Origin of the sequence: Stenotrophomonas sp. HMSC10F07 (assembly GCF_001807895.1) — a bacterium.
Lineage (GTDB): Bacteria > Pseudomonadota > Gammaproteobacteria > Xanthomonadales > Xanthomonadaceae > Stenotrophomonas > Stenotrophomonas sepilia.
On the sequence record NZ_KV791320.1, the window covers coordinates 1 to 24,047 of the forward strand.

The 24,047-nt window shown below is 68.9% G+C and carries 19 protein-coding genes and 1 pseudogene; 13 read left to right on the forward strand and 7 right to left on the reverse strand.

Going from position 1 to position 24,047, the window contains the following annotated elements:
• The first annotated feature begins 529 nt into the window (after window positions 1–529).
• The 6 genes from HMPREF3114_RS01250 (at window position 530) to HMPREF3114_RS01275 (ending at window position 6,217) form a co-directional block, all read left to right on the forward strand.
• On the forward strand, window positions 530–985 hold the full coding sequence (locus HMPREF3114_RS01250; protein WP_005421298.1) for a MarR family winged helix-turn-helix transcriptional regulator: 456 nt from the start codon (window positions 530–532) through the stop codon (window positions 983–985).
• Window positions 986–1,094: 109 nt separating this feature from the next.
• Window positions 1,095–1,304, forward strand: coding sequence for a DUF1656 domain-containing protein (locus HMPREF3114_RS01255; RefSeq protein WP_025875651.1), 210 nt, complete (start codon window positions 1,095–1,097; stop codon window positions 1,302–1,304).
• On the forward strand, window positions 1,301–2,218 hold the full coding sequence (locus tag HMPREF3114_RS01260; RefSeq protein ID WP_070488808.1) for an efflux RND transporter periplasmic adaptor subunit: 918 nt from the start codon (window positions 1,301–1,303) through the stop codon (window positions 2,216–2,218). The genes HMPREF3114_RS01255 and HMPREF3114_RS01260 overlap by 4 nt, the downstream gene beginning before the upstream one ends.
• On the forward strand, window positions 2,215–3,684 hold the full coding sequence (locus tag HMPREF3114_RS01265) for an efflux transporter outer membrane subunit (RefSeq protein ID WP_070488811.1): 1,470 nt from the start codon (window positions 2,215–2,217) through the stop codon (window positions 3,682–3,684). Before HMPREF3114_RS01260 ends, HMPREF3114_RS01265 begins: the two co-directional genes overlap by 4 nt.
• Before the next feature lie 3 nt (window positions 3,685–3,687).
• Window positions 3,688–5,727, forward strand: coding sequence for an FUSC family protein (locus HMPREF3114_RS01270; RefSeq protein WP_053496746.1), 2,040 nt, complete (start codon window positions 3,688–3,690; stop codon window positions 5,725–5,727).
• Between the two features lie 94 nt (window positions 5,728–5,821).
• A complete protein-coding gene (locus HMPREF3114_RS01275; protein ID WP_070488814.1) occupies window positions 5,822–6,217 on the forward strand; it encodes a hypothetical protein in 396 nt (131 codons plus the stop codon).
• Window positions 6,218–6,344: 127 nt separating this feature from the next.
• On the opposite strand, the gene recD is transcribed toward HMPREF3114_RS01275, so the two are convergent.
• From recD to recC, 3 genes are read right to left on the reverse strand one after another with little or no spacing between them, the layout of a single operon-like run.
• Window positions 6,345–8,225: an exodeoxyribonuclease V subunit alpha gene (gene recD, locus HMPREF3114_RS01280; protein WP_070488817.1), complete on the reverse strand. Its 1,881-nt coding sequence runs from the start codon at window positions 8,223–8,225 to the stop codon at window positions 6,345–6,347.
• Entirely contained in the window at window positions 8,222–11,902 is a 3,681-nt protein-coding gene (gene recB / locus HMPREF3114_RS01285; RefSeq protein WP_070488820.1) for an exodeoxyribonuclease V subunit beta, read from the reverse strand. Before recB ends, recD begins: the two co-directional genes overlap by 4 nt.
• Entirely contained in the window at window positions 11,899–15,246 is a 3,348-nt protein-coding gene (recC, locus tag HMPREF3114_RS01290; protein ID WP_070488822.1) for an exodeoxyribonuclease V subunit gamma, read from the reverse strand. Before recC ends, recB begins: the two co-directional genes overlap by 4 nt.
• 189 nt (window positions 15,247–15,435) lie before the next feature.
• On the opposite strand from recC, the gene HMPREF3114_RS01295 reads away from it, so the two are divergent.
• The 6 genes and pseudogenes from HMPREF3114_RS01295 (at window position 15,436) to HMPREF3114_RS01320 (ending at window position 19,532) form a co-directional block, all read left to right on the forward strand.
• Window positions 15,436–16,224, forward strand: coding sequence for an ABC transporter ATP-binding protein (locus tag HMPREF3114_RS01295; protein ID WP_049402893.1), 789 nt, complete (start codon window positions 15,436–15,438; stop codon window positions 16,222–16,224).
• A complete protein-coding gene (locus HMPREF3114_RS01300) occupies window positions 16,224–16,973 on the forward strand; it encodes an MlaE family lipid ABC transporter permease subunit (protein ID WP_005414955.1) in 750 nt (249 codons plus the stop codon). The genes HMPREF3114_RS01295 and HMPREF3114_RS01300 overlap by 1 nt, the downstream gene beginning before the upstream one ends.
• A gap of 59 nt (window positions 16,974–17,032) precedes the next feature.
• Window positions 17,033–17,497 (forward strand): annotated as a pseudogene (gene mlaD, locus HMPREF3114_RS01305) (outer membrane lipid asymmetry maintenance protein MlaD); the annotation flags it as partial.
• Between the two features lie 56 nt (window positions 17,498–17,553).
• Window positions 17,554–18,216: an MlaC/ttg2D family ABC transporter substrate-binding protein gene (locus HMPREF3114_RS01310; protein WP_053496740.1), complete on the forward strand. Its 663-nt coding sequence runs from the start codon at window positions 17,554–17,556 to the stop codon at window positions 18,214–18,216.
• Window positions 18,206–18,517, forward strand: a complete 312-nt coding sequence (locus tag HMPREF3114_RS01315; RefSeq protein ID WP_005421254.1) for an STAS domain-containing protein — start codon at window positions 18,206–18,208, stop codon at window positions 18,515–18,517. The genes HMPREF3114_RS01310 and HMPREF3114_RS01315 overlap by 11 nt, the downstream gene beginning before the upstream one ends.
• A gap of 1 nt (window position 18,518) precedes the next feature.
• Entirely contained in the window at window positions 18,519–19,532 is a 1,014-nt protein-coding gene (locus HMPREF3114_RS01320) for an MlaA family lipoprotein (protein ID WP_070488825.1), read from the forward strand.
• Between the two features lie 85 nt (window positions 19,533–19,617).
• Here HMPREF3114_RS01320 and HMPREF3114_RS01325 read toward each other — a convergent pair whose 3' ends face one another.
• From HMPREF3114_RS01325 to rmuC, 3 genes are all read right to left on the reverse strand, one after another.
• Complete coding sequence (locus tag HMPREF3114_RS01325; protein ID WP_053496738.1) at window positions 19,618–20,163, reverse strand: glutathione peroxidase; 546 nt, start codon at window positions 20,161–20,163, stop codon at window positions 19,618–19,620.
• Window positions 20,164–20,286: 123 nt separating this feature from the next.
• A complete protein-coding gene (locus HMPREF3114_RS01330) occupies window positions 20,287–20,682 on the reverse strand; it encodes a hypothetical protein (RefSeq protein ID WP_053496737.1) in 396 nt (131 codons plus the stop codon).
• Between the two features lie 71 nt (window positions 20,683–20,753).
• Window positions 20,754–22,310 (reverse strand): DNA recombination protein RmuC, encoded by a 1,557-nt coding sequence (gene rmuC, locus HMPREF3114_RS01335; protein WP_053496736.1) that lies wholly within the window; start codon window positions 22,308–22,310, stop codon window positions 20,754–20,756.
• Between the two features lie 45 nt (window positions 22,311–22,355).
• Between rmuC and HMPREF3114_RS01340 the strand changes: the two genes are divergently transcribed.
• The gene (locus HMPREF3114_RS01340; RefSeq protein WP_005421243.1) at window positions 22,356–22,961 is read left to right on the forward strand and encodes a glutathione S-transferase family protein; all 606 of its coding nucleotides are present in this window, start codon (window positions 22,356–22,358) and stop codon (window positions 22,959–22,961) included.
• Window positions 22,962–23,031: 70 nt separating this feature from the next.
• Here HMPREF3114_RS01340 and HMPREF3114_RS01345 read toward each other — a convergent pair whose 3' ends face one another.
• Entirely contained in the window at window positions 23,032–24,039 is a 1,008-nt protein-coding gene (locus tag HMPREF3114_RS01345; protein WP_049417166.1) for a zinc-binding alcohol dehydrogenase family protein, read from the reverse strand.
• Window positions 24,040–24,047 lie beyond the last annotated feature (8 nt).

The window sequence follows — 24,047 nt, forward strand, 5'->3', positions numbered from 1 at the left end:
GGCTCGGTCGGCGCATCCATGCGCCTCACGGTCCTGCCCTGCCGCCCTTCCCCATCCCTGACAGTTTCCTGCAGGCGCGGCCGGACCGCCCGAAAGCGGGGGCAAAAGCGGGGGTTCATGACTTCGGAAGCAGCGCGCCGCTGCTGTGGCGTCTTCTGCTTTGGTGGGTGCGGACCGTTGGTCCGCACTGCTTCTGCTCTTGCTTCATAAGAGCCAACCCACCGCGCCCGCGGGGTGATGGGAGGGAAGCGGGGGCCGGGCGGGGCAGGACCGTCCGCGGCATGGATGCCGCGGCCGAGCCCCCAAGGGTGAGGGCGCTTTGCTTGCGAGGCATGCCTCGCAAGCGCCCGAACGCAGAGCCGCCAGCGGCTGGGCCGGACCCCGGAGGGGGGTTTACGGCGTGTCCTGCCCCGTCCGGCCCCCGCTGCCCACCCGACACCAGGCAGGCGCAACGCTTTCCTCAACACACCCACCCATTCAGAAAAACCTATTGATAGGAATGAAATTAGTAGTATCCTATCTATCTCTTATGGACCGACCCCTCGACGAGCGCACCGTGCTGCAGATGCAGCTCAGCTCCGGCCTGCTTTATGCAGGGCGGCAGTGGCAGCGCCTGGCCGACAGCCGGCTCGGCAGCTATGGCATCTCCACCGCCTGCACCATGCCGTTGCTGATGATCGGCCGCTCCGGCGGTGGCATCCGCCAGGTGGCGCTGGCCCAGCAGCTGGGCATGGAGGGTCCTTCCCTGGTACGCCTGCTGGACAAGCTGTGTGCCAGTGGCCTGGTCCGCCGCGAGAGCGACGCCAGCGACCGCCGCGCCAATCTGTTGTGGCTGACCGACGAGGGCCATGCGCTGGTCAGCGAACTGGAAGATCAGTTGATCGGCCTGCGCCAGGACGTGTTCGGCGAGCTTTCCATGGATGAACTGCACGCCGTGCTGAAGGCATGGCGCCTGCTGGCCGAGGCCGCCGACCGCATCACGTAAGAGCGCTGCCCCCGAACACCGCCGCTGCCGTGCACACGCCAGCGGCTTTTGCCCGTTGCTGTTGTTTCGTTGTCCCTCCCCTCCCCCACCTCGTCCCCGCCCCCTACCGATGCCCGGTGAATTCAGTCTCCACGGAGTGTTCGTCCCGACCCTGCTTGGGTTGATGGTGTTGGCCTATCTGGTCAACAGCGGCCTGCACGCGCTGCTGCAGCGGGCCGGCGCCTACCGCCATGTATGGCACCCGGCGCTGTTCAACCTGGCGCTGTACGGGATCGTGCTTGGCCTGCTGTTCCACCTCCTGCGTTGGATGCAATCGTGAACAAGATCGTGAAGAAGACCCTGCCGGTGCTGCTCACCAGCGCAGCCGTGATCGTCGCCCTGCTGGTGCTGCGCCAGCTGTGGGTCTACTACATGGATGAACCCTGGACCCGCGACGCCCACGTCGGCGCCGACGTGGTGCAGGTGGCGCCGGACGTGTCCGGGCTGGTGGAAACGGTGAACGTGGCCGACAACCAGTCGGTGAAGAAGGGCGACCTGCTCTTCGTCGTCGATCGCGCCCGCTACCGCATCGCGCTGGAGCAGGCCAAGGCCAGCCTGGCCGAGCGCCAGGCCTCGGTGGCACAGCTGCGCCGCGAGATCAGCCGCGACCGCAGCCTGCAGGACCTGGTCGCCGCCGAGGACGCCGAGGTGCGCCGCGCCAAGCTGCAGGCCGCACAGGCGGCGCTGGCCACCGCACAGGCTGCGGTCGACCTGGCCGAGCTCAACCTCGGCCGCACCGAGGTGCGCGCCCCGGCCGATGGCCGGGTCAGTGACCGCACGATGCGCGTGGGCGATTACGTGGTGGCCGGCAAGCCGGTGCTGGCGCTGCTGGATACCGGCTCGTTCCGCATCGATGGCTATTTCGAGGAGACCCGGCTGCGCGGCGTGGCGCCGGGGCAGCGCGTGGACATCCGCCTGATGGGCGAATCGGCACCGCTGCACGGCCATGTCGAGAGCATCGCCGCCGGTATCGAGGACCGCTACCGCAGCAACGGCAGCACCCTGCTGCCGAACGTGACCCCGGCCTTCGACTGGGTGCGGCTGGCGCAGCGCATCCCGGTGCGCATCGCCATCGACGAAGTGCCCAAGGGCGTGGAACTGATCGCCGGGCGCACCGCCACGGTAACCGTGGACACCGGCCGCCATCCGCACAACGGCAAGGCCGGCACTTCGCCGACACAGGCGGGCCTGTGAACGCCGCCCTGCCCCGTCTCGGCCTGATCGTCGCACTGGCCAGCCTGGCCGCGTGCAAAACCGTCGGCCCGGACTATGCACTGCCGGAAGGCTCGGCGTTCAAGCGCACGCAGGCCAATGCGGCCTTCATCGATACGCAGAACCCGCAGATTGCCGCCAACCAGGCGCTGCCCGACCGCTGGTGGTCGCTGTACAACGACCCGGTGCTGGACGGGCTGATCACCCAGGCACTGCGTGACAACGTGGAACTGAAGGCCGCCGATGCGCACCTGCGCCGCGCCGCCGCCGTGTACGAACAGGCGCTGGACGCCGGCGGCTTCGAGTACGAGGCCGAGGCCGGCGTCAGCCGCGCGCAGTTGTCGGCCGAATCGTTCCTGCAGGAGCACGAGCTGCCGGTGATCAACCTGGCCGATGGCAAGTTCGCGGTCAGCTACCAGTTCGACCTGTTCGGCAAGCTCAAGCGCGGCGCCGAAGCGGCGCGTGCCGACGAGCAATCGGTCGCCGCGGCGCGCGATCTGGCCCAGGTCAGCGTGGTGGCGCAGGTGGCCGACAGCTACCTGGAGATCTGCCACGCCAACCACGAGCTGCACGTGGCCGAGCATTCGCTGCAGCTGCAGCAGCGCAGCCGCACCGTTACCGAGCGCCTGATCGCCGCCGGCCGCGGCACGCCGCCGGAACTGGCCCGGGCCAATGCGCAGGTGGCGCTGCTGGAGGCGGCACTGCCGCCGCTGCGCGCGCAGCGTTCGGCCGCGGCCTATTCGCTGGCCGCACTGCTGGGCCAGACCCCGGGCCAGCTGCCGGCCGGCGTGATCGACTGCGCGCACGCGCCCAGCCTGGCGCAGCCGCTGCCGGTCGGTGATGGCCGTGCGCTGCTGCAGCGCCGCCCGGACGTGCGCCAGGCCGAACGCAAGCTGGCCTCGGCCACCGCGCGGATTGGCGTGGCCACCGCCGAGCTGTATCCGGACATCCGCCTGGGTGCCTCGGTGGGCGCCGCCGGCCTGCTGGAAGACTTTGGCACGCCGATGACCCAGCAGTGGTCGATCGGCCCGCTGATCTCGTGGACACTGCCCTCTTCGGGCACGCATGCCCGCATCCACGCCGCCGAAGCCGGTGCCGACGCGGCCCTGGCCGAGTTCGACCACACCGTGCTGCAGGCACTGCGCGAGACCCAGACCGCGCTGGACCGCTATGCGCAGGACCTGCGCCGCCTGCAATCGCTGCGCGTGGCGCAGGAGCAGGCCGCGCTGGCCGCCGACCAGAACCGCCGGCTTTACCAGGGCGGCCGCACACCCTACCTGTCCAGCCTGGATGCCGACCGCAGCCTGGCCACCAGTGACGCCACCCTGGCCGCCGCCGAAGCGCAGGTCTCGCGCGACCAGATCCACCTGTTCCTGGTGCTGGGTGGCGGCTGGCAGGCATCGGTTGCCCCGGCCGCACCGTCCACCGTACAGGCCACGGCGAAGTAAGCCATGAACGCGCTGACCGATCGCCAGGCCTGGCTGTTCTCGATCAAGACCTACCTGGCCGCGGTGGCCGCGCTGTACATCGCCATGGCCGGCAACCTGTCGCGCCCATACTGGGCGATGGGCACGGTGTACATCGTCAGCCAGCCGCTGCTGGGCCCGACCCGCGCCAAGGGCGTGTACCGCATTGTCGGCACCCTGGTGGCCGGGCTGGCCACGCTGCTGGTACTGCCGGCGCTGGTGGAAACCCCGCTGGTGCTGAGTGCGGCGATGTCGATCTGGCTGGCCGGTTGCCTGTTCATGGCCCTGCTCAATCGCGGCCCTCGCGGCTACGCGTTCCTGCTGGCCGGCTACACCACCGCCTTCATCGGCTTCCCGGCGGTAACTTCGCCGGAGACCATCTTCGACACCGTGGTGGCGCGCAGCGAGGAGATCATCCTCGGCACGGTGGTGGCGGTGCTGTTCGCCTCGCTGCTGTTCCCGGCCTCGGTGCGGCCGATGCTGCGCGCCCGGATCGGCAACTGGATGGAGGACGCTGCGCAGTGGTGCCGGCAGATCCTTGAGCGTGGCCGCGCGCATGCGCCGCGCAACCGGCTGGCTGCCGACCTGGTGCAGTTCGAGGCACTGATCGAGTTCCTGCGCCGCGACGATCCACGCCATGCCGGGTCTGCGGTGTCGATGGAGCGGCTGCGCGAGCGCATGCTGTTGCTGTTGCCGGTGTTGTCGTCGATCGCCGATCGCCTGAGCGCGCTGCGCAGCGATGGGCAGGCCCTGCCGGATGGGCTGCCGGCGCTGGTCGACGACATCCGCGAGTGGCTGGATGGCCCGACCAACGCCAGCGAGTACGCGCGGCTGCGCGCGCGTATCAGCGCGCTGAAGCCGCAGGTGGACCGCGACCTGCAGCACCTGCAGCTGGCCAGCCTGCTGCTGCGCCTGGAAGAACTGGTGGACCTGTGGCAGGACTGCCGCACCCTGCAGCACGCGATCGACCAGGGCACGGCGCCGTTGGATCGCGCGCACTACCGCATCCGCACCGAACGCGTGGCCGCCGACAAGCACGTCGACTACGGCATGGCGCTGTTCTCCGCGCTCAGTGCCGGCGTAGCGCTGATGAGCTACTGCGTGCTGTGGATCGCGCTGGGCTGGGAAGGCGGCGGCAACGGCGCGATGATGGCGGCGGTGACGGCCGCATTTTTCGCCGCACAGGACGATCCGGCCCCCAGCATGGTGCAGTTCCTGGTGTGGGCGATGGTCGCCTCGGTAGTGGCGGGCGTGTACCTGTTCGGCGTGTTCCCAGCCGTGCACGACTTCGGCCTGCTGGCGCTTGTGCTGGCGGTGGCCTTCCTGCCGCTGGGACTGCTGCTGCATCATCCCAAGAGTGCGCTGTTCGCGCTGCCGCTGACAGTCAATCTGGCTGCGTTGCTGAGCCTGCAGAACACCTACAGCGCCAACATCCAGACCTTCCTCAATTCGTCGATCGCGATGTTCATCGGCATTGGCTTTGCAGTGGTGATGACCCGCCTGTTCCGTTCGGTGGGTGCCGAGTGGACCGCGCGCCGGCTGGTGCGGCAGGGCTGGACCACGCTGGCCGAAGCCGCCGAAGGACGTGGCCAGCAGGATCGGCAACGCTTCGCCGCACGCATGCTCGACCTGCTGGGCCTGCTCGCACCGCGCCTGGCAGCGACGCCGGAGGGCAGCGACATCGCCTCGGTGGACATGCTCAACGAGGCGCGCATCGGCCTGAACATCCTGCAGCTGCGTCGTGCACGGCTGGAACTGCCCGAGCGCAGCCGCGAAGCCGTCGAGCACATCCTGGAAGAGATCGCTGGGCACTACCGGCGGCAGATCGCGGCGCGCAAGCCGATTGCTGCAGACCAGGCGCTGCGCGAGCGGCTGGATACCTCGCTGGGCCGGGTTGGCAGCGTGGCGGCGTGCAAGGCCCGCGACGAGGCGCTGATGGGCCTGATCGGCCTGCGCTTCGCGCTGTTCCCGGAGGCCAAGGCGTTGGCGCCGGGATGGGTAGGCGCCGAATCGCCGTCCGTGTAATGCGATCCGCCGGGCGCGGCCCGGCGCTACCATCGTGGTTCGGTAGCGCCGGGCCATGCCCGGCGGCCACTCGCGATCCCCACAGGACGGTTCAATGAGTTACGACATGATGGTGTTCGAGGCCAGCGCCGCGCCACGCGAGGCGGCGGCTTTCATCGCCTGGTTCGAAAAGCAGACGCAGTGGAACGAGCGCCACGAGTACGACGACCCGGCCGTCAGCAGCCCGGCGCTGCGAGCGTGGTTTGCGGAGATGGCACAGGAATTCCCGCCGTTGAACGGACCACTGAGCAACGACGATGACGACCGCGCCGAGGTGACCGAGTACAGCATCGGCCGGCAGGTGATCTACGGCGCATTCGCCTACTCGGTGGCCGAGCGCGCGCACGGGCGGGTGCAGGATCTGGCCGAGAAGCACGGCGTGGGCTTCTTCGACGTGAGTGCGGATGAAGCGGCGATCGTGTTTCCTGATGGGTTGGTACTCATCGCGTAGATCCACGCCATGCGTGGATGACCACCAGAACGATCGAAGCGCGCTTTTGTAGAGTCGAGCCACGCTCGACTCCGTGGCCCATCAGCCGGGCATGGCCCGGCTCTACAGGCAGCGCATCACGCCCGCGTCAGAACAACGTGCCCTGCACCGTAGGCTGTTCGATGCGCGCCGGTTGTTCGGCCACATCTTCGGCACCCAACCGCCAGGCCAGGCCGCCCAACCGGCTGGCGTGGCGTTTCAGTGCGGCCTGCAGCACGTCGGCGCTGCTGGCCACATGCAGTACCTGGCGGGCGCGGGTCAGGCCGGTGTAGACCAGCTCGCGCGACAGCACGCGGCTGTCCTGGCGTGGCAGCTGCAGCCACACTTCATCGAACTCCGAGCCCTGTGCCTTGTGCACGGTCATCGCAAAGGCGCTTTCGTGCGCGGGCAGTGCGGCCGGGTGGAAGGCGCGTGGCTGCTCGACGGTGTCGCCCGGGAACCAGGCCACCATCGCGCCGCTGTCGTCGCGCAGGCAGATACCGATGTCGCCGTTGAACAGGCGGTGCCGGTAGCTGTTCTCGGTGACCAGCAGAAGGCGGCCCTGGAAGTAGCCCGGGGTATTGCCGGCCAGCAGCTGCTCGATACGGCTGTTCAGCCCGCGCGCACCTTGCGGGCCTTCACGCAGCGCGGTCAGCACGCGCAGGCGACCGGCCTGCTGCAGGGCACGTACCGGATCCGCGGCCTCGGCCAGTGCACGCCAGTGGCCCAGCAGGTGCTCACGCTGGCCACGCAGCGGGTCCGCCTCACCTTCGTGGAACTGCACGCCAGCCAATCCACCACCGCGCAGCAGCTGCAATGCAGTGTGGCTGTCACCTTCACGCACGGCATGCGCCAGCGGTGCCAGGTCCAGCGCATCACTCTGCCGGTAGCCGCGTTGCAGCTGCACGCGACGGCCGGCGAAGGCGCGTGGTGCGGCCTGCGGCTGCAAGGTGGCTGGTGCCAGCAGGCCATGCAGCGCCAGCGCATCGTCGGCGCGGGTGCCGATGCCATCGCCGCTGGCGCGCAGGATCGCGCTGAGCACGTCACCGGCTTCGACCGAGGGCAACTGATCGGGATCGCCGAGCAGGATCAGCCGGGTGCCGCTGGCGATCGCGTCGACCAGCTTGGCCATCATCGGCAGATCGATCATCGACGCTTCGTCGACCACCACCACGTCCACCGGCAGCGGGTTGTCGGCGTGGTGGCGGAAGCGTGGTGAGTCGGGAATCACGCCGAGCAGTCGATGCAGGGTGGTGCCGCTGCTGGGCAGTGCCGCGCAAAGCGTCGGATCCAGTCCCTGTTCCTGCAGGCGTTGCACGGCCATGCGCAGGCTCTCGGCCATCCGCTCGGCGGCGCGACCGGTGGGCGCGGCCAGCGCCACCTCGGGCAGCGGCTGGCCGGCATGCCGGGCCTGCGCCGCCAGCAGCAGCAACAGGCGCGCGATGGTGGTGGTCTTGCCGGTGCCGGGGCCGCCGGTGACCAGCGCCAGCGGATGGCGCAGCGTCACGCCGGCTGCGCGTGCCTGGTGATCTTCGCCGTGCGATGCGTGCGGGAACAGCTGCGCGAACAATGGCGCCAACGCTGCCATGTCCGGCGCCGGCAGCGGATGCCGGCCGATGCGCTGCAGACCGGTGGCCAACTGGCGCTCGTACTCGCGGTAGCGGCGCAGGTACAGCAGCCCGTTCTCCAGCACCAAGGGGGCATCCCCGGCGATGGCGTCAGCCTGCTCCGGTGTGGCCACCCATGGCGATGCGCGCAGCTGCGCCAGCCAGGCCTGCGCGGCGGGCCACTCGGGCACGCCTTCCAGCACCCGCTGCGGTTGTGCCGGATCGAACGCGGCGTGGCCCTGGGACACCGCCAGCGAAGCCAGCGCCGCCGCCAGTGCCACACTGTCGGGCGTGTCGTCGCGCAGCCGCTGCAGGATGGTCGCCAATGCGTGGTCGAGGGTACGCAGCAGGCCCTTCTGATGCAGTTCCTTCAGCAGGCTCATGCGCTGGCTCCACGGGCACGCGCGGCGAGCTGGGCCTGGGCCTGCTCGCCGCCGGCGAACAGCGCGTCGAGTGCATCCACCAGCGCGAACGGGAAACGATCCACGTGCACGCCGTTGCCCGTGCCATCCAGGCCGCGGCAGAACAGGTAACGGATGCCGCCCATGTCGCGCTCGTAGTCGTAGGCCGCGCCCAAGCGGAAGCGCAGCCAGCGATGCAGGGCCACGGTGTAGATCAGCGCCTGCAGATCGTATTCGCTGTGGCGCATGGCAATGGCCAGCAGGTCCGGGCTGTAGCCGGGCAGGCGGTTGGACTTGTAGTCGAGCACGTACCACCGGCCATCACGCACGTAGGTCAGGTCGATCATGCCGGTCATCAGCCCCTCCAGGCGGCGGCGCTGGCCGAAGCCGCGGCGGCCACTGGAAACACCATGCGCATGCAGCACCTGCAACAGCGCCGGCACGGTGGTCGCCTCGATGGCGAAATGGAAGTCGATTTCGGCGCGGCGCTCGCCTTCACCGAGGCTGTGCAGCGCACCGCCTTCGGGCAGCGGTACGGTCAGCGTGTGGCCCACCAGCGGCACCAGCACCGCCACGCCATCGTCCAGATCGACGTCGGCATAGCCCTCATCGTGCAGCGCCTTGCGCAGCACCTCGGCCTGGCCCTCGGGAGCTTCCCGGCCTGGTTGCCAGTCAGCCCATGCGGCGAAGTCGACGTTTTCCATTGCCTCGTGCAGCACGTTGCCGAAGCGGCTGCCCATGAAACGCGGGTCGAGCGGCGCGCTGTCCTCGGCCGCCGTGGCGGCTTCCGGCAGTGCCGGTTCCAGCGGCAGCTCCGGGCCGGTGGGTTCGTCGGCTGCCGGCGCCGGCAGCGCGGTGGCAGCGGCTTCGATGTCACTGCCCGCGCCGGCATCGGCGTGGGCCAGCTGGGTGAAGCTGTACACCCACCAGTCGTGCGGAACGCGCCGGGTCAGTGCACGCACCGCCGGAAGATCCCCTTCCACTTCGGCCGCCAGCTGCGGCAGCGCAGCCGGTACCTCACTGTCATCGATGCGCACATCGGCATGCGCGCGCAGCGCCTGCAGGTCACCCAGCAGCGGTGCCAGCCGCGTCCTGCCGAGCCCGGCCAGATCACCCACGGCGATCCACAGCGCGTGCTCGGCGCGGGTCAGGCCGACATACAGCAGGCGCGCATCTTCGGCACGCTGCTCGCGCTCGCGCTGCGCAGTGGCCGCTTCCCAGGCCTCGTCCTTGCCCAGCTTCCAGTGCAGCTGGCGCTGGCCGCCCACATGCACCGTGCAGTGCGAGGCGGTGTTGGGCGCACCGCCGTCGATGCCCACGAAGGGCAGGAACACCAGCGGGTACTCCAGGCCCTTGCTCTTGTGGAGGGTGATGATCTGCACGCGGCGCGCATCCGATTCCAGGCGCAGCAACTGCTGCTCGTCATCCTGGTCGGCGCTGGCCATCTGGCCCTGCAGCCAGTCCAGCAGGCCGTGCATGCCCAGCGCCTGCGCCGAGGCTTCCTGCAGCAGTTCGCCCAGCTGCAGGTAGTTGGTCAGGCGGCGCTCGCCATCGATCAGCGCCAGCAGGCGTTCGCCCTGTGCGGCGCAGACGTCGGCGATCACCGCGAACGGGCCGCCGCGCTGCCAGCGCTCGCGCCAATGCAGCAGCTGCGCCTGGAACCCGCGTTGCAGGTCGCCCTCGCGCTCCATCGCCGCGATCGCACTGGCACGCTGGCCGAGCAGTACCGTGGCCAGCGCTGCGCGCAGGCGACCTTCGTCCGCCGGCTGCAGCAGCGCCAGCAGCAGTGCACGGAGATCACGCGCTTCGCTGGTGGCGAACAGGCTCTGCTTGCCCGCTGCCACGGCAGGAATGCCGACCGCGGCCAGCGCGCGCTGCACCAGCGTGGCCTCGCGATGCGAGCGCACCAGCACCGCGATGTCACCCGGCTGTACCGGGCGCCCACGCAGAACAGCACTGCCTGCACGTGCCGCGACCAGGATCTGGTGGATCGCCGCCACACAGGCCTGGGTCGCTGCTTCGCGCGAGGCATCGGCACTCATCGCCTTGTCACCGCCACTGCGCAGCACGCGCAGGGTGAGTGCCGGGGCGGCATGGCCATCGCGCTGGTAGTCCGCATCGCTGCGCACGCCACCGGGCCGCACCGGCTCGAACTGGATGCCACGCTCGAGGAAGGCGTCTTCGCCACCGTTGTCGTACAGCGCCTGCAGCGCGCGCAGCACGGCCGGTCGCGAGCGGAAGTTCTGGTCAAGCACCGGCGCCTGTTGCGCTACCCGCTTGGCCTTCAGGTAAGTGTGGATATCACCGCCGCGGAAACCGTAGATCGCCTGCTTGGGATCGCCGATCAGGAACAGCGCCGGTGCCAGGCCGAGCTCGCGCACCTCCGGTGAATCGCCGAACACGGTGTGGAAAATGCCCCACTGACGGTCGTCGGTATCCTGGAACTCATCGACCAGCGCGATGCAGTACTGCGCGCGCAGCTGCTTGATCAGTGCCAGCCGCTGCGGGCCTTCCAGGGCCAGTGCCACGCCATCGATCAGATCGTCGTAGGTCTGCACCCGGCGGGTGCGCTTCAGCGCCTGCAGGCGCTGTCTGGCTTCGTCGCGAAGCACGTGCAGGAAGTTCAACGCGGTGGCACGCAGCCAGGCATCGCGTTCGGTCAGAAGCGCGACATAGCGGGCCAACGGCGCCTGCAATGGTGACGATGGCGTGCGCTCGGCGAATTTCTTGTTGGTCTTGGCTGCCAGCGCCTCCGGCAGCAGTGCCGGCAGGCGCTCGCTGGTCAGCAGCTCGCGCGAATCGGCGCGCTCGGCCCAGCCCAGCAGTTGCCGGCCCAGCGGGTGCAGCCAGCCCAGCTTGTAGGACACGCCGTTGATCCATTTGTTGTCGACCGCATCGCAGAGGTCGATGAAGAACTGCTCGCCATGCTCGCGCACGCTTGCGGACAGCTCTTCGGCAACACTCTGCAGGGCGGCCTGCGGATCGGGCAGCGCCACCGCCTGTGGCAACGGGTGCAGCGGCGGCGCGGCCAGCAGCGCGCGCAGATCGGCGGCCAGTGCGTCCGGGGTGGACCACAGCCAGGTCAGCGGTTCCAGCGTGGCCGGGTCATTGGCATGTACCCGCCAAAGGTCGGCCGCGAGCGCTTCCAGCAACTCACGGTCGCTGGCCAGCAGCTCCGGTGGATCGAACGTGTGGCCGCTTTCCAGCGCGTGCTCGCGCAGCACGCGGGTGCAGAAACCGTGGATGGTGAAGATGGACGCGAGGTCGATCTCATCGGCGGCGACCTGCAGGCGGCGCTTCAGTGCGGCGGCGCGCTCGGTACCTCCCTGCAGATGCCGCAGCAGCACCTCGCGGGTCAGCCGCACGTCCGGCGCTTCGCCTTCGCCCGGTTCCAGATCGACCAGTCGCGCCGCCAGCGCCAGGCGCTCGCGGATGCGCTTGCGCAGTTCCTGGGTAGCCGCATCGGTGAAGGTCACCGCCAGGATCTGTCCGATGCGCAGGCCCTGTTCCACCACCAGGCGGGTAAACAGCGTAGCCAGGGTGAAGGTCTTGCCGGTGCCGGCACTGGCTTCGATCAGGCGGATGCCATCCAGCGGCAGGGCCAGATAGGGATCGACCGCCATGCACTGGGCTCGCTCATCGATGAAGGCGGGGCTCATGCGCTGCCCTCCTGGCGCGTTTCGGCGCCGAGGGTGCGGCCTTCGCGCACCGCGCTGAAGACCACCTGGCTGTTGCGCAGCAGGTCGGCATAGCTGGCATCGGAGGCGAACGGGTCGGCACCCCGCAGCAGCAGCTGCCAGGCGTCGCTGCTGGATTCACCCCAGCTGCGGTCGCTGCCATGCCACTGCTTCCAGCCCTCGCTGCGCTGTTTCTCTGCCGGCGCGTTGTACAGCACCCAGCCGGTATACGGGGCAAAGCGCAGCGGCTCACGCAGGCCGCGCTGGCGCAACTGCAGCAGCGCGCGCAGCGCCGCGCGTGCAGCAGGCGCGCTCAGTGCCGGCAGTACATGCGGGCCGGGACCGGCGTCGCCGCCATCGTGGAACTGCACAAGAGGCAGTGCGTCGCCGGCGGCGTTGGCCAGCAGCCAGTCCAGGCCCTGGCGGATCACTGCATTGCCATTGAGCGTGCCGGCGCGCAGCCGCACCAGGCCTTCGGGATGCCGATCGGCCACGCGGCCGTGCAGGCGCACGCCATCGATGTCCACTTCGTAGCGACGGCTTTCCAATGGTTCGCCCTGCATCCAGCCCAGCAGCGCACTGGCATACGGACGCGTCTTCAGCTGCTCCACCTCGAACTGGCGCTGGCCCAATGGACCGGACGGCAACAGGCCACGCGCGCGCAGCCGCGGGTACAACGGCTCGGTATCACCGCTGAGCGTTGCGCGCACCACCGCCGCCTGCACGCTGCGCTTTTCCGGGCCGCGCGATGACAGCACCAGCGGTTCCAGGTCATCAACTTCCCCGGCATCGTCGGCCAGGCGCAGGCCCAGCGACTGTGCGAGGAACTGCCCGGCCGGGTCGCACAGGAAGCGGCGCAGGGTGTCGAGCGCGAGCTCGTCTTCCACGGCATCGTCGGGCGGCGGCGGCAGCGGGGCATCGAACCACGGCTGCAGGCCACCACGCTGGCCGGTGAGGCGGCCGGCAGCGGGATGCCATTGCCGCCGATAGCTGAAGCGGCGTGGATCACCCTCTCCGAACGCCGCCGGTGAGAACGGCTGCAGTGCATGGCGCACGGTAAAGTCGCGGACCGCCGCAGGCGGATCGAGGTGATACGCGGCGGCGGCATCGATCAGTTCACTGACCAGCACCGACGGCTCACGCACGCTGCCATCGCGTGGATCGGCGCCGAGGTAGCTGAGGTAGAACACCTCCTGCGCGGCGGCGAACAGCTGCAGGAACAGGAAGCGGTCGTCTTCGCGAGTGGAGCGATCGCCCGGGCGGCGGCGCGGCGTGTCCAGCTCGGCGGTGAGCTGGTTGAGGCCCGCGGCCGGGTCACGGCGCGGGAAATCGCCGTCATTGAGACCGAGCACGCAGATCACCCGGAACGGCAGCAGGCGCATCGGCACCATGCGGCCGAAACTGATGCCACCGGTCAGCAGCGGCGCGCGCGTATCGGCCTCGCCCAGTACGCCGGCGAAGTGCGAACGCACCACCTCAGGCGGCACGCCGTCTTCGAAACCGGCCTTGGCGGCATCGTCGGCGAACTGGTTCAGCAGCTTGCGCAGCCGCTCCAGGGCGCGCTGGCTGTTGGGTGAACTGGGCGCAGTCGGCAGCAGCGCGTCCAGCAGCGACAGCAGCCGTTGCCGCCACTGCGCCGGGGTCAGCAGCTCGCCGAGGCGACGCTGGTAGACCGCCAGCACGCGCAGCAGCCGCAGCAGCCGGTCCAGTGCTTCCAGCGCGCCGCCTTCCAGTTCGATCCACGGCGCCACGCCGGCCAGGTCCGCCTCGCTGCCGGTGGCGTGACCGAGCACCAGGCGGTCCAGTGCAAACTGCCAGGTGTAAGCGTCGTCGGCCGGCGCCTGGTGCTGGTTGCGGTGCTTCGCATCCAGGCCCCAGCGTGCGCCGGCCTGCTGCAGCCAGCCATGCAGCCGATCGAAGTCCACCGCCTCCAGTCCGGCCGCTTCGGCCAGCGGCGCGCTGGCCAGCAGGTCAAGCACTTCATTCAGGCCAAAGCGCGATACCGGCAGGCCCAGCAGGTGCACGAACACATCGGCCAGCGGCTCGCCCGCGAGCGGACTGCTGTCGGCCAGCGCGTAGGGAATGTGCTCGTCCTCCCCCCCGCGGCCGCCGAACACCGCCTCCAGGTACGGCACATAGGGATCGATGTCCGGCGCCAGCACCGCAATCTCGCGCGCCTGCAGCGGTGGGTCGAAGCGCGGGTCCTGCAGCAGGCTGCGCAGCTGGTCGTGCAGCACCTGAAGCTCGCGCAGCCGGGTGTGGCAGGCATGCACCTGCAGGCTGGGGTCGTCGCTGCGCAGCCCATCGCGCAGCTCGCCCGAGGGCAACGCGCGGCGATGGAAAAGATCGCGCTGCAGGCGATGCAGCAGGCTGTCGGACAGGCCGCCTTCGTCAAGGGTCGGCCGGGTGTCTTCTTCCGGATCCGAATACGCGGCAATCTCGCCGGCCGGGTGCACCACCTCGTAGCTGCCCAGCACCGCCATGAAGTCGCGGCCGGCCGCACCCCAGGCCTCCAGCAGGCGGTTCTCACCGGCCGCTTCACCGAAGGGATCGGGCGCGCCGCTGCGCAGGCGCTCGGCCAGCGTCTGCAGGTCACCCCAGTACGACTGCACCGGAGTGGGCATATAGAAGTGCAGCTCGCCCACCCGCGCCTGGGTGGCCATCACCCGCAGCACGTCGGGCGAGATGTTGAGCGTCGCGAACGCGGACATCCGCGGTGGCAGGCCCTGCGGCAGCGGCTGGCCGGCACCCTCGAAGCGATCCAGGTACGCCTGGATGCGGCGCGCGCGGTAGTCGCGGCCATGGGCGATGGTGCGCCAGAGGATCGCCTGCGGGTCGGCCGGGTCGGCGCCGGCCTCCCAGCGCAGCAACCAGTCGCGGCGCCAGGCCTGGTACTTCTCGAACACCGACGCCAGTTCACCGGCCAGTGCCCACGGCTTCAGGGCGTCGCCGCCGGCAAGATAGGACTGCAGCGCGCGCATCGGTGGCTGCGCCAGCAGCGCCGGGTCGCGCAATGCCTGGTAGAGCTTCCAGTGCAGGCCCGCGGCGTCCAGGTCGTCGCGTTCGCCCGGCACATTGGCATTGAGTGCACGGGCAACGAATTCGCCCGGGGTCAGGAACTCGAGGTTGGCGGCCACGCCATATTCGGCAGCGAGTGTCGCTTGCAGCCAACGCCGCATCGCCACCTGCGGGATCAGCACCACCTCCGGCGCGAGCAACGGCTGGCCCGGAACCGGCAAACGCACGTTGCGCGCCAGCAGCGCAGCCAGCACGTCCAGGGAGTTGGAATGGTAGAGGCGGAAATCGCTGCCCGGGTCACTCATCATGCACAGTGTGCAGCACGGCAGGCAGTATTCAATGGCCAGCCCATCGCCGGTACGGATTGTTCCGCGCTGCCGGCCGATTGTCCCGGCCTGGCAAGGGTCATGCCGTGCCACAATACTGGACCGTCCAGTCTGCTTATGTTCAGCCGATGGGCCCGATCCTTCGATGTCTAAAAAACGTTAATGGTGCCCATGTCGGCTTCCGCCTCCAGTCTGGTGCAGTTATCCAACGTCCGCATCGACCGGAGCGGGCGCACGATCCTGCGTGACGTGTCGCTGCAGGTGCCCAAGGGCAGCATCACGGCCGTGCTGGGCCCGTCCGGCAGTGGCAAGTCGACCCTGCTGGCGGCACTGACCGGCGAACTGCGTCCGGTCGCCGGCGAGGTCACCCTGTTCGGCAGGCCGATTCCGCATGACAGCGGCGCGCTGCTGGAGATGCGCAAGAGCGTGGGTGTGCTGCTGCAGGGCAACGGCCTGCTGACCGATCTGACCGTCGCCGAAAACGTCGCGCTGCCACTGCGCACGCATACCCGCCTGCCGACCGCCGTGCTGCGCCGCCTGGTGGAAATGAAGCTGCATGCCGTGGGTCTGCTGGCCGCTGCCGATGCCTGGCCGCGCGAACTGTCAGGTGGCATGGCGCGCCGGGTCGCGCTGGCCCGCGCGCTGGCACTGGATCCGCCACTGATGATCTACGACGAGCCGCTGACCGGGTTGGACCCGATCGCCTCCGGCGTGATCATGAGCCTGATCCAGCGCCTCAACCACAGCCTGGGCCTGACCAGCATCATTGTCAGCCACCACGTGCACGAGACCCTGCCGATCTGCGACCAGGTGATCGCCATCGCCAATGGCGGCATCGTGTTCCAAGGCACGCCCGAGGCGCTGCAGTCCAGTCAGGACCCGCTGCTTCGGCAGTTCCTGCACGGCCAGCCCGATGGCCCCATTCCGTTCGATGCCGCGCCGCGCGCGAGGGTCGCCTGATGCCGTTCGTCCAAGCCACCCGCTCGCTGGGTCGCGCCGGCCTGTTCTCGCTGACCGTGCTGCGTGGTTCGCTGCCGACCCGTGATTTCCTGGCCGAGCTGACCCGCGAGATCTACAAGATCGGCGCACGCTCGCTGCCGATCATCGCCGTCGGTGGTGCCTTCGTCGGCCTGGTGCTGACCCTGCAGGGCTACCGCACGCTGACCACCTTCGGTGCGGCCGACGCGCTGTCGACCCTGCTCGGCCTGTCGCTGTACCGGGAACTGGCGCCGGTGCTGACCGCGCTGTTGTTCATCGGCCGCGCCGGCAGCTCGATCGCCGCCGAACTGGGCCTGATGCGCGCCACCGACCAGATCAAGGCACTGGAGCTGATGGCGATCGACCCGGTGGCCAAGGCCGTCGCGCCGCGCTTCTGGGCGGCGGTGCTGACCGTGCCGCTGCTGACCGGCATCTTCTGCTCGCTGGCGATCAGCGCCAGCTACTTCGAAGCGGTGCATGTGCTGGGCCTGGACAATGGCGTGTTCTGGTCGGCACTGCGCAACAGCGTCGATTTCTGGGACGACTTCGGCGTGGCGATGCTGAAGTCGGCGATCTTCGGCGGCACCGCAGCGCTGGTCGCCGCCTATGTTGGTTTCCACGCCGAGCCGACCATCGAGGGCACCTCGGTGGCGACCACCCGTGCGGTGGTCAATGCCTCGCTGCTGGTGCTGATGTTCAACTTCGTGCTGTCGGCAATGTTGTTCACCTAACCCCTCCACCGGCGGTGCGCAGGCGCGCGCGGCCACCACGACTCGATCAGGTAATCCACATGGCCATCCGCGGTCCCAGACTCGAATTCTCTGTCGGCGCATTCCTGCTGCTGGCCCTGGCCTCGCTGATGGTGCTGGCCGTGGCCTCGACCAACCAGCGCTGGAGCTGGGGCAGCCAGGGCTACGAGCTGAAGGCGCGCTTCTCCCAGGTCGGCCAGCTGCGCAAGCAGGCGCCGGTGAAGATCGGCGGCGTCACCGTCGGCCAGGTCGCCTCCATCGACCTGGATCCGGTGAAGTTCGAATCCATCGTGACCCTGCGCATGGACAGCAAGGTCAAGGACCTGCCGGCGGACACCTCGGCGGGCATCTTCACCAGTGGTTTGCTCGGCGAGAGCTATATCGGTCTGCAGCCGGGCGGTGACCCGGACGTGCTGAAGGCCGGTGACGAGATCGTCTTCACCCAGCCGGCGGTGGACCTGATCCAGCTGGTCGGCAAGTACATGTTCAGTGGCGGCGCCGGTGGTGGCGCTGCCCAGAAGCCCAACGATGGCGCTCAGGCGCCTGCAACGGAACCGCAACCATGAAAATGAAACTGATTCCCGCCCTGCTCGCCTCGGCGCTGCTGATGGCCACTCCGTTCCTTGCCCAGGCCCAGGCGGCCGCCCCCGCCGCTGCCGCAGCGCAGGGCCAGGCCGGCAAGGTGGTGATCGATGCCAGCACGCGCATTCTCACCACGCTGCAGCAGCGCCGCAGCGAGTTCAGCAGCAACCCGGCCAGCCTGCGCAGCTACATCGACAGCGAACTGAACCGCACCTTTGACCGCGACTATGCGGCACGCCTGGTGCTGGGCCCGCACGCCCGCGGCGCCTCCGACGGCGACATCAAGCTGTTCGCCGATGCGATGGCCGACAGCCTGATGCAGCGCTACGGTTCGACCCTGCTCAACATCCAGGGCAAACCGAGCTTCCGCCTGAAGGGTGAAAGCCCGCTGCCGGGCAACCGTGGCGTGCGCGTCAGCACCGAACTGGTGCGCGCCGGCAACGAACCGACCCCGGTCGAGTACTGGATGCGCAACGTCAACGGCCAGTGGAAGATCTTCGACGTCAACATCGAAGGCATTTCCTACGTGCAGACCTTCCGCAACCAGTTCGATACGCCCTTGCGCCAGAAGGGCATCAAGCAGGTGGCCAGCGAGCTGCACAGCGGCAGCCTGCAGGCCGGGCCGGCGGGCAATGGCAAGTAACGCACTGGCGCTGCTGGAAGGCGACACCCTGCGCCTGCGCGGGGTGCTCGACCGTGCCGCGGTGATTGCACTGTGGCCGCAACTGCAGGCCCTGCCAGCCCAGCTGGCGCGGCTGGAGCTGGGCGAGGTCGAGCGCGTGGACAGCGCCGGCCTGGCTCTGCTGGCCGAACTGGCCGCCCGGGCACGCAAGGCGGGCCATGCGCTGGCCATTTCCGGCGCGCCGGCCGGCTTCAACGAGCTGAGCGCAGCCTACCGGCTGTCGCCCGACCTGGACTTCAACGCTACTTCTGCTGCGAGCTGACATGAACGTCGTACGCACTTTCCCCCTGATCCTCCTGGCCACCGCCCTGACCGCCTGTGCCGGCAAGCCCGCGCGCAGCGACGCACCGGTCGCCAGCACCGTGGTCGCGCCCGGCCCTGCTGCCGAAGCGACGGCCGCAACGGCCGATACCGGGGTGGTCGGTACTGCTCCGGTCGCTCCCGTGGCCAACCCGGCAACGCCTGCCGCTGCGGTGCCGACAACTGCGCCGCAGGGCGCAGAGGCCAGCCCACCGAAGACCGCAGCATCCACCGCCGCCAGCGACGATGATTTCGACGCCCTGTATGGTGGCACCGGCAACACCGGCAGTGCCGCGGCCTACGATCCGTGGGAACCGTTCAACCGCAAGGTCCACAAGTTCAACAATGCGGTCGACCGCGGTGTGGCCCGCCCGCTGGCCACCGCCTATACCCACGTGGTGCCGCGTTTCGCGCGGACCGGCGTCAGCAACTTCTTCAGCAACCTGCGTGCGCCGGTGACCATCACCAACCAGCTGCTGCAGGGCCGCGGTGCCGATGCGTGGGACAGCCTCGGCCGCTTCCTGATGAACAGCACGCTGGGCATCGGTGGCCTGTTCGATCCGGCCAGCAAGGCGATGGTGCCGCGTCGCAATGAAGATTTCGGCCAGACCCTGGGAGCCTGGGGCTGGCGTCGTTCGCGCTACGTGGAACTGCCGTTCTTCGGCCCGCGTACCGTGCGCGATGTGTTCGGCCTGGCCGGTGACATCCCGTTGTCGCCGATCCGCCGCATCGAGGAAGACAAGGTCCGCATCGGCCTGCAGGGCCTGCAGCTGGTCGACACCCGCGCACAGCTGCTGGCGATCGATGATCTGCGCGACACCGCCGTGGACGAGTACTCGCTGGTGCGCGATGCGTGGATGCAGCGCCGCAACTACCAGATCGAGAACGACCTGCGCAGCAAGCGCGACCGCGGCCATGATGATGCCAATTCGCCGATCCCCGTGGATGCGATGCCGATGCCGCAATGGACCCACTGAGATCGCTCTGCGATGCATGAGAAAACCCCGCCTCGGCGGGGTTTTTCTTTTCCGGTAGGTGCCAACCTCGGTTGGCACGCTTTCCTCAGGCCGCCAGCGCGGCCTCGATGGCGTCACGCAGGCGCACGTCATCGGCCGCCACGTCCGGGGCAAAGCGTGCAACCACCTTGCCATCACGGCCGACCAGGAACTTCTCGAAGTTCCACAGCACCGCCGGTGCCGGATGGATCGGGATCTCCTTGCTGGCCAGGCGCTCGCGCAGCGGGCCCTCGCCGATCGACTGCGGCTGCGCGGCGGTCAGCTGCCGGTACAGCGGGTGGGTGTCCTCGCCAGCCACGCTGATCTTGGAGAACATCGGGAAACTGACATCGTAGGTGAGCTGGCAGAACTGCTGGATCTCGGCCTCGCTGCCCGGCTCCTGGCCGAGGAAGTTGTTGGCGGGGAAGCCCAGCACTTCCAGGCCCTGCGCGTGCTTTTCCGCATACAGCGCCTGCAGGCCTTCGTACTGCGGGGTCAGGCCGCACTTGGAGGCGACGTTGACCAGCAGCAGCACCTTGCCCTGGTAGTCGGCAAGCGAGGACGGCTGGCCGTCGATGGTGGTGAGGGGAATGTCCTGGATCGGGGTGCTCACGCGGGGCTCCGGCTACGGCGGGAATGGCCCACCAGCATAGCGCCGCGCGCGCTGTTGTAGAGCCGAGTCCATGCTCGGCTGATGCCATGGCAGCCGAGCATGGGCTCGGCTCTACAGGCATCCTCAATCCACGCAGATCGTGCCCTGCGCCTTGCCGTCATCGATACGCTGGCGGCAACCGAAGTTCTGGCTGGCATCACGCTGGCAGGTACCGGACGCCACATCACCGGCCATTGCCTCGCCTGCGGCCAGGCACTGGCCCGTGCAGTCGCTTTTGCGGCTGCAGGCCTTGCCGGCGTCGGCATAGGGAATCACGCATTGCTCGCGCTGCAGCCGGCCGAGCCGCTGCAGGGTGCCACCGGCGGCCTGGCAGTCGACGTCACGTGCTTCGCGGTAGGCTTCGACCGCTTCGGGGGTGCTGGAGGCGGCCTGCGTGGTCGTGCCCACGGTCGTTGGCGCGCTGCCGCAGGCGGCGAGCAGCGCGGTCAGGACAAGGCTGGTGAAGCGGGGCAGGCGCATGGCGGTACCTGGTCGAAGCGGACAGGCCGCCAGCATACCCATCGGCGATGCAGGCGGCGTGTCAGCGTGGCTCAGGCCTCGTCGCCCTCGCCATCACTGCCTTCCTCCTCGGCCACCGCATCACCCTCGGCCAGGTCGCCGAGCAGCGACTGCGCCTGTTCGGACGCCAGCGACTCCACGCCACGCAGGCGGCGTTCGATGGTGCGGGTCTTGCGGCTGGCCTCGCCGATGCTGCGGCCAACGGTAGTGATCTGCTTCTCGGCCTTTTCCAGGATGCCGGCGAACTTACCGAACTCGCTCTTGACCGCACCCAGCAGGCTCCACACTTCGCTGGATCGCTTTTCAATGGCCAGCGTGCGAAAGCCCATCTGCAGGCTGTTGAGCAACGCAGTGAACGTGGTCGGTCCGGCGACCACCACACGGTACTCGCGCTGCAGCAGGTCAACCAGGCCCGGGCGCCGGATCACCTCGGCATACAGGCCTTCGGTGGGCAGGAACATTACCGCGAAGTCCGTGGTGTGCGGTGGCACGATGTACTTGTCGCAGATCGACTTGGCCTGCACGCGCACCGCGCGCTCCAGCTGGATGCCCTGCAGGCGCACGCCTTCGGCATCGCCCTGTTCCTGTGCGTCCAGCAGGCGCTCGTAGTCCTCGCGCGGGAACTTGGAGTCGATCGGCAGCCACACCGGCGTGTCGTCGCTGCTGCGGCCCGGCAGGCGCACGGCGATATCGACCATCTCGCCACTATCCGGGCGCACCCTCACCGCGCGCGCGTACTGCTCCTGGGTGAGTGTCTGCTCGAGGATGTTCTCCAGCTGCACTTCGCCCCAGCTGCCGCGGTTCTTGACGTTCGTCAGCACGCGCTTGAGGTCGCCCACGCCGGTGGCCAGCTGCTGCATCTCGCCGAGGCCACGCTGCACCTGTTCCAGGCGCTCGGAGACGAGCTTGAAGGAATTGCCCAGCCGCGTTTCCAGCGTTGACTGCAGCTTCTCGTCCACGGTGTGGCGCATCTGCTCCAGCTTCTGCGCGTTGTCGTTCTGCAGCGCGCGCAGCTGTTCCTCCAGCGTGGCACGCATCTCAGCGATGCGCTGCTCGTTGCGCTGTGTCAGTTCCTGCAGGCGCAGGCCCAGACTGTCGGTCAGGCGCTGCTGCGACAGCGCGCCCTCCTCGCGGCCCTTGCGTGCATCGTCCACCAGGGTCTGGCGCAGCGCCCCGAGCTGGGTATCGGTGCGCGCAGTGAGCTCCTGCAGCTGCTGGCCAAACGCATGGATGCGTGCCTCCTGCTGCTGGCCGAAGGTCTCCAGCTGGCCGCGCAGTTCCTGCAGCCGCTGCCCCATCAATGCTGCGCCGCGCTGCTGGCTGTCGGCCACTTCAGCGCGCGCTTTGCGGGCATCTTCGCCCAGCGCTTCGCGCAGCAGGTCCAGGCGCTGATCGGTGCGGGTGGACAGATCGGTCAGCGCGCGGGCGAAGCCATCGAGCTGTTCGCGCAGTTCGCTGCGCCCGGCGCGGGCCTCCTCGCGCACGGCCTGTTCCAGGCGGTCATGCGGCGGGCGGCGCAGCAGGGCGACCAGCTGCAGGATGAGCACGGCCAATAGAAGGCCGGCAATGAGCAGATATTCGGTTTGCATGGGGCAAGTGTAGGCTGGCCGAGTCTCAGCTGCTGCGTCAGGACCATGCTCGCTCTGTACGGAAAGCCCACCTCCATCAACGTGCGCAAGGTGCTGTGGCTGTGCGCCGGCCTCGACCTGCCACTCCAACACGAGCCAGAACCACCGGCGGACCTGCTGGCCACGTTGAATCCCAACCGGCAGGTGCCGGTCCTGCGCGATGGCGACTTCGTGCTGTGGGAATCCAACAGCATCTGCCGCTACCTGGCCGTACGTGCTGGCCGTGATGACCTGCTGCCCGGTACGGCGCAGGGCCGCGCCCGGGTCGAGCAGTGGATGGACTGGCAGGCCAGCGACCTCAACAGCGCCTGGCGGCACGTGTTCATGGCGCGCGTGCGCCGGCATCCGGACTACCCGGACGATGCCCGCGCCGAGGCCAGCCTGGCGCAGTGGAACCACTTGATGGGCGTACTCGACACACAGTTGGCCGGTGGCCACTGCCACGTGACGGGCAACGCCTTCACTCTGGCCGACATCGTGCTCGGGCTGTCGGCCCAGCGCTGGCGCAGCACACCTGGCAACAAGCCCGTGCTGCCACACCTCTCGGCGTGGTTCGAACGGCTGCGCGAGCAGCCCGGTTTCGCCACCCACGTCGACAACGGCGTGGCCTGAGGCAGGGGTCAGATCCCTTTCCCTGGGGGGAAAGGGATCTGACCCCAAGGGCGCGCGGGAACCGCCGGTGTTACCAGCCTTCCAGCACGATCTTGCCCTTGGCACGCTGGCTTTCCAGCAGCGCGTGGGCGCGCCGCAGGTTGGCCGCGTCGATGCGCCCGAAGTGCTCGCCCAGGGTGGTGTGCAGCACGCCCGTGTCGATCAGCTCGGCCACACGGTTCAACAGGTCATGCTGGCGCTGCATGTCCGCAGTGCGGTACAGCGGCCGGGTGAACATCGACTCCCAGTGCAGTGACAACGCCTTGCGCTTGAGCGCCATCACGTCCACCTGGCCAGGATCATCGATCAGCCCCAGTTGGCCCTGCGGTGCCAGCAGTTCCACGATCTGCGCGTAGTACTGGTCGGAGTGGGTCAGGCTGGCGACATGCTGCACCTCGCTGATGCCGAGCCGCGCCAGTCCCTCGGCCAGCGGCAGGCTGTGGTCGATCACGTGGTGTGCCCCCATTGCGTACGCCCAGTCCTGGGTATCCGGGCGCGAGGCGGTGCCGATCACGGTCAGCCTGGTCAGCTTCCGTGCCAGCTGCACCAGGATCGAACCGACACCACCGGCAGCACCGATCACCAGCAGGGTCTGGCCTTCGCCACCACCCTCCGGGATGCGCAGGCGGTCGAACAGCAGCTCCCAGGCGGTGATTGCAGTCAGTGGCAGCGCCGCGGCGGCGGCATCGTCAAGACTGGCCGGCTTGCGGCCGACGCTGCGCTCATCCACCAGCTGGTACTGCGCATTGCTGCCCGGGCGGTCGATGACGCCGGCGTAGTAGACCGCGTCGCCGGGCTGGAACAGGGTCACCTCGCTGCCCACCGCGTCGACGATGCCGACCGCATCCCAGCCCAGCACGCGCGGGCCATCGGTGGCCACGCCGCGGCGGACCTTGGTGTCGACCGGGTTCACCGCCACCGCGCGTACCGCCACGCGCAGGTCACGCGGGCCGGGCTGCGGCAGTTCCAGTTCAATGTCGATCAGGGCCTGGGCATCATCGATCGGCAGGCCGGCTTGGGTGTAGGCAATGGCGCGCATGGCAGCGG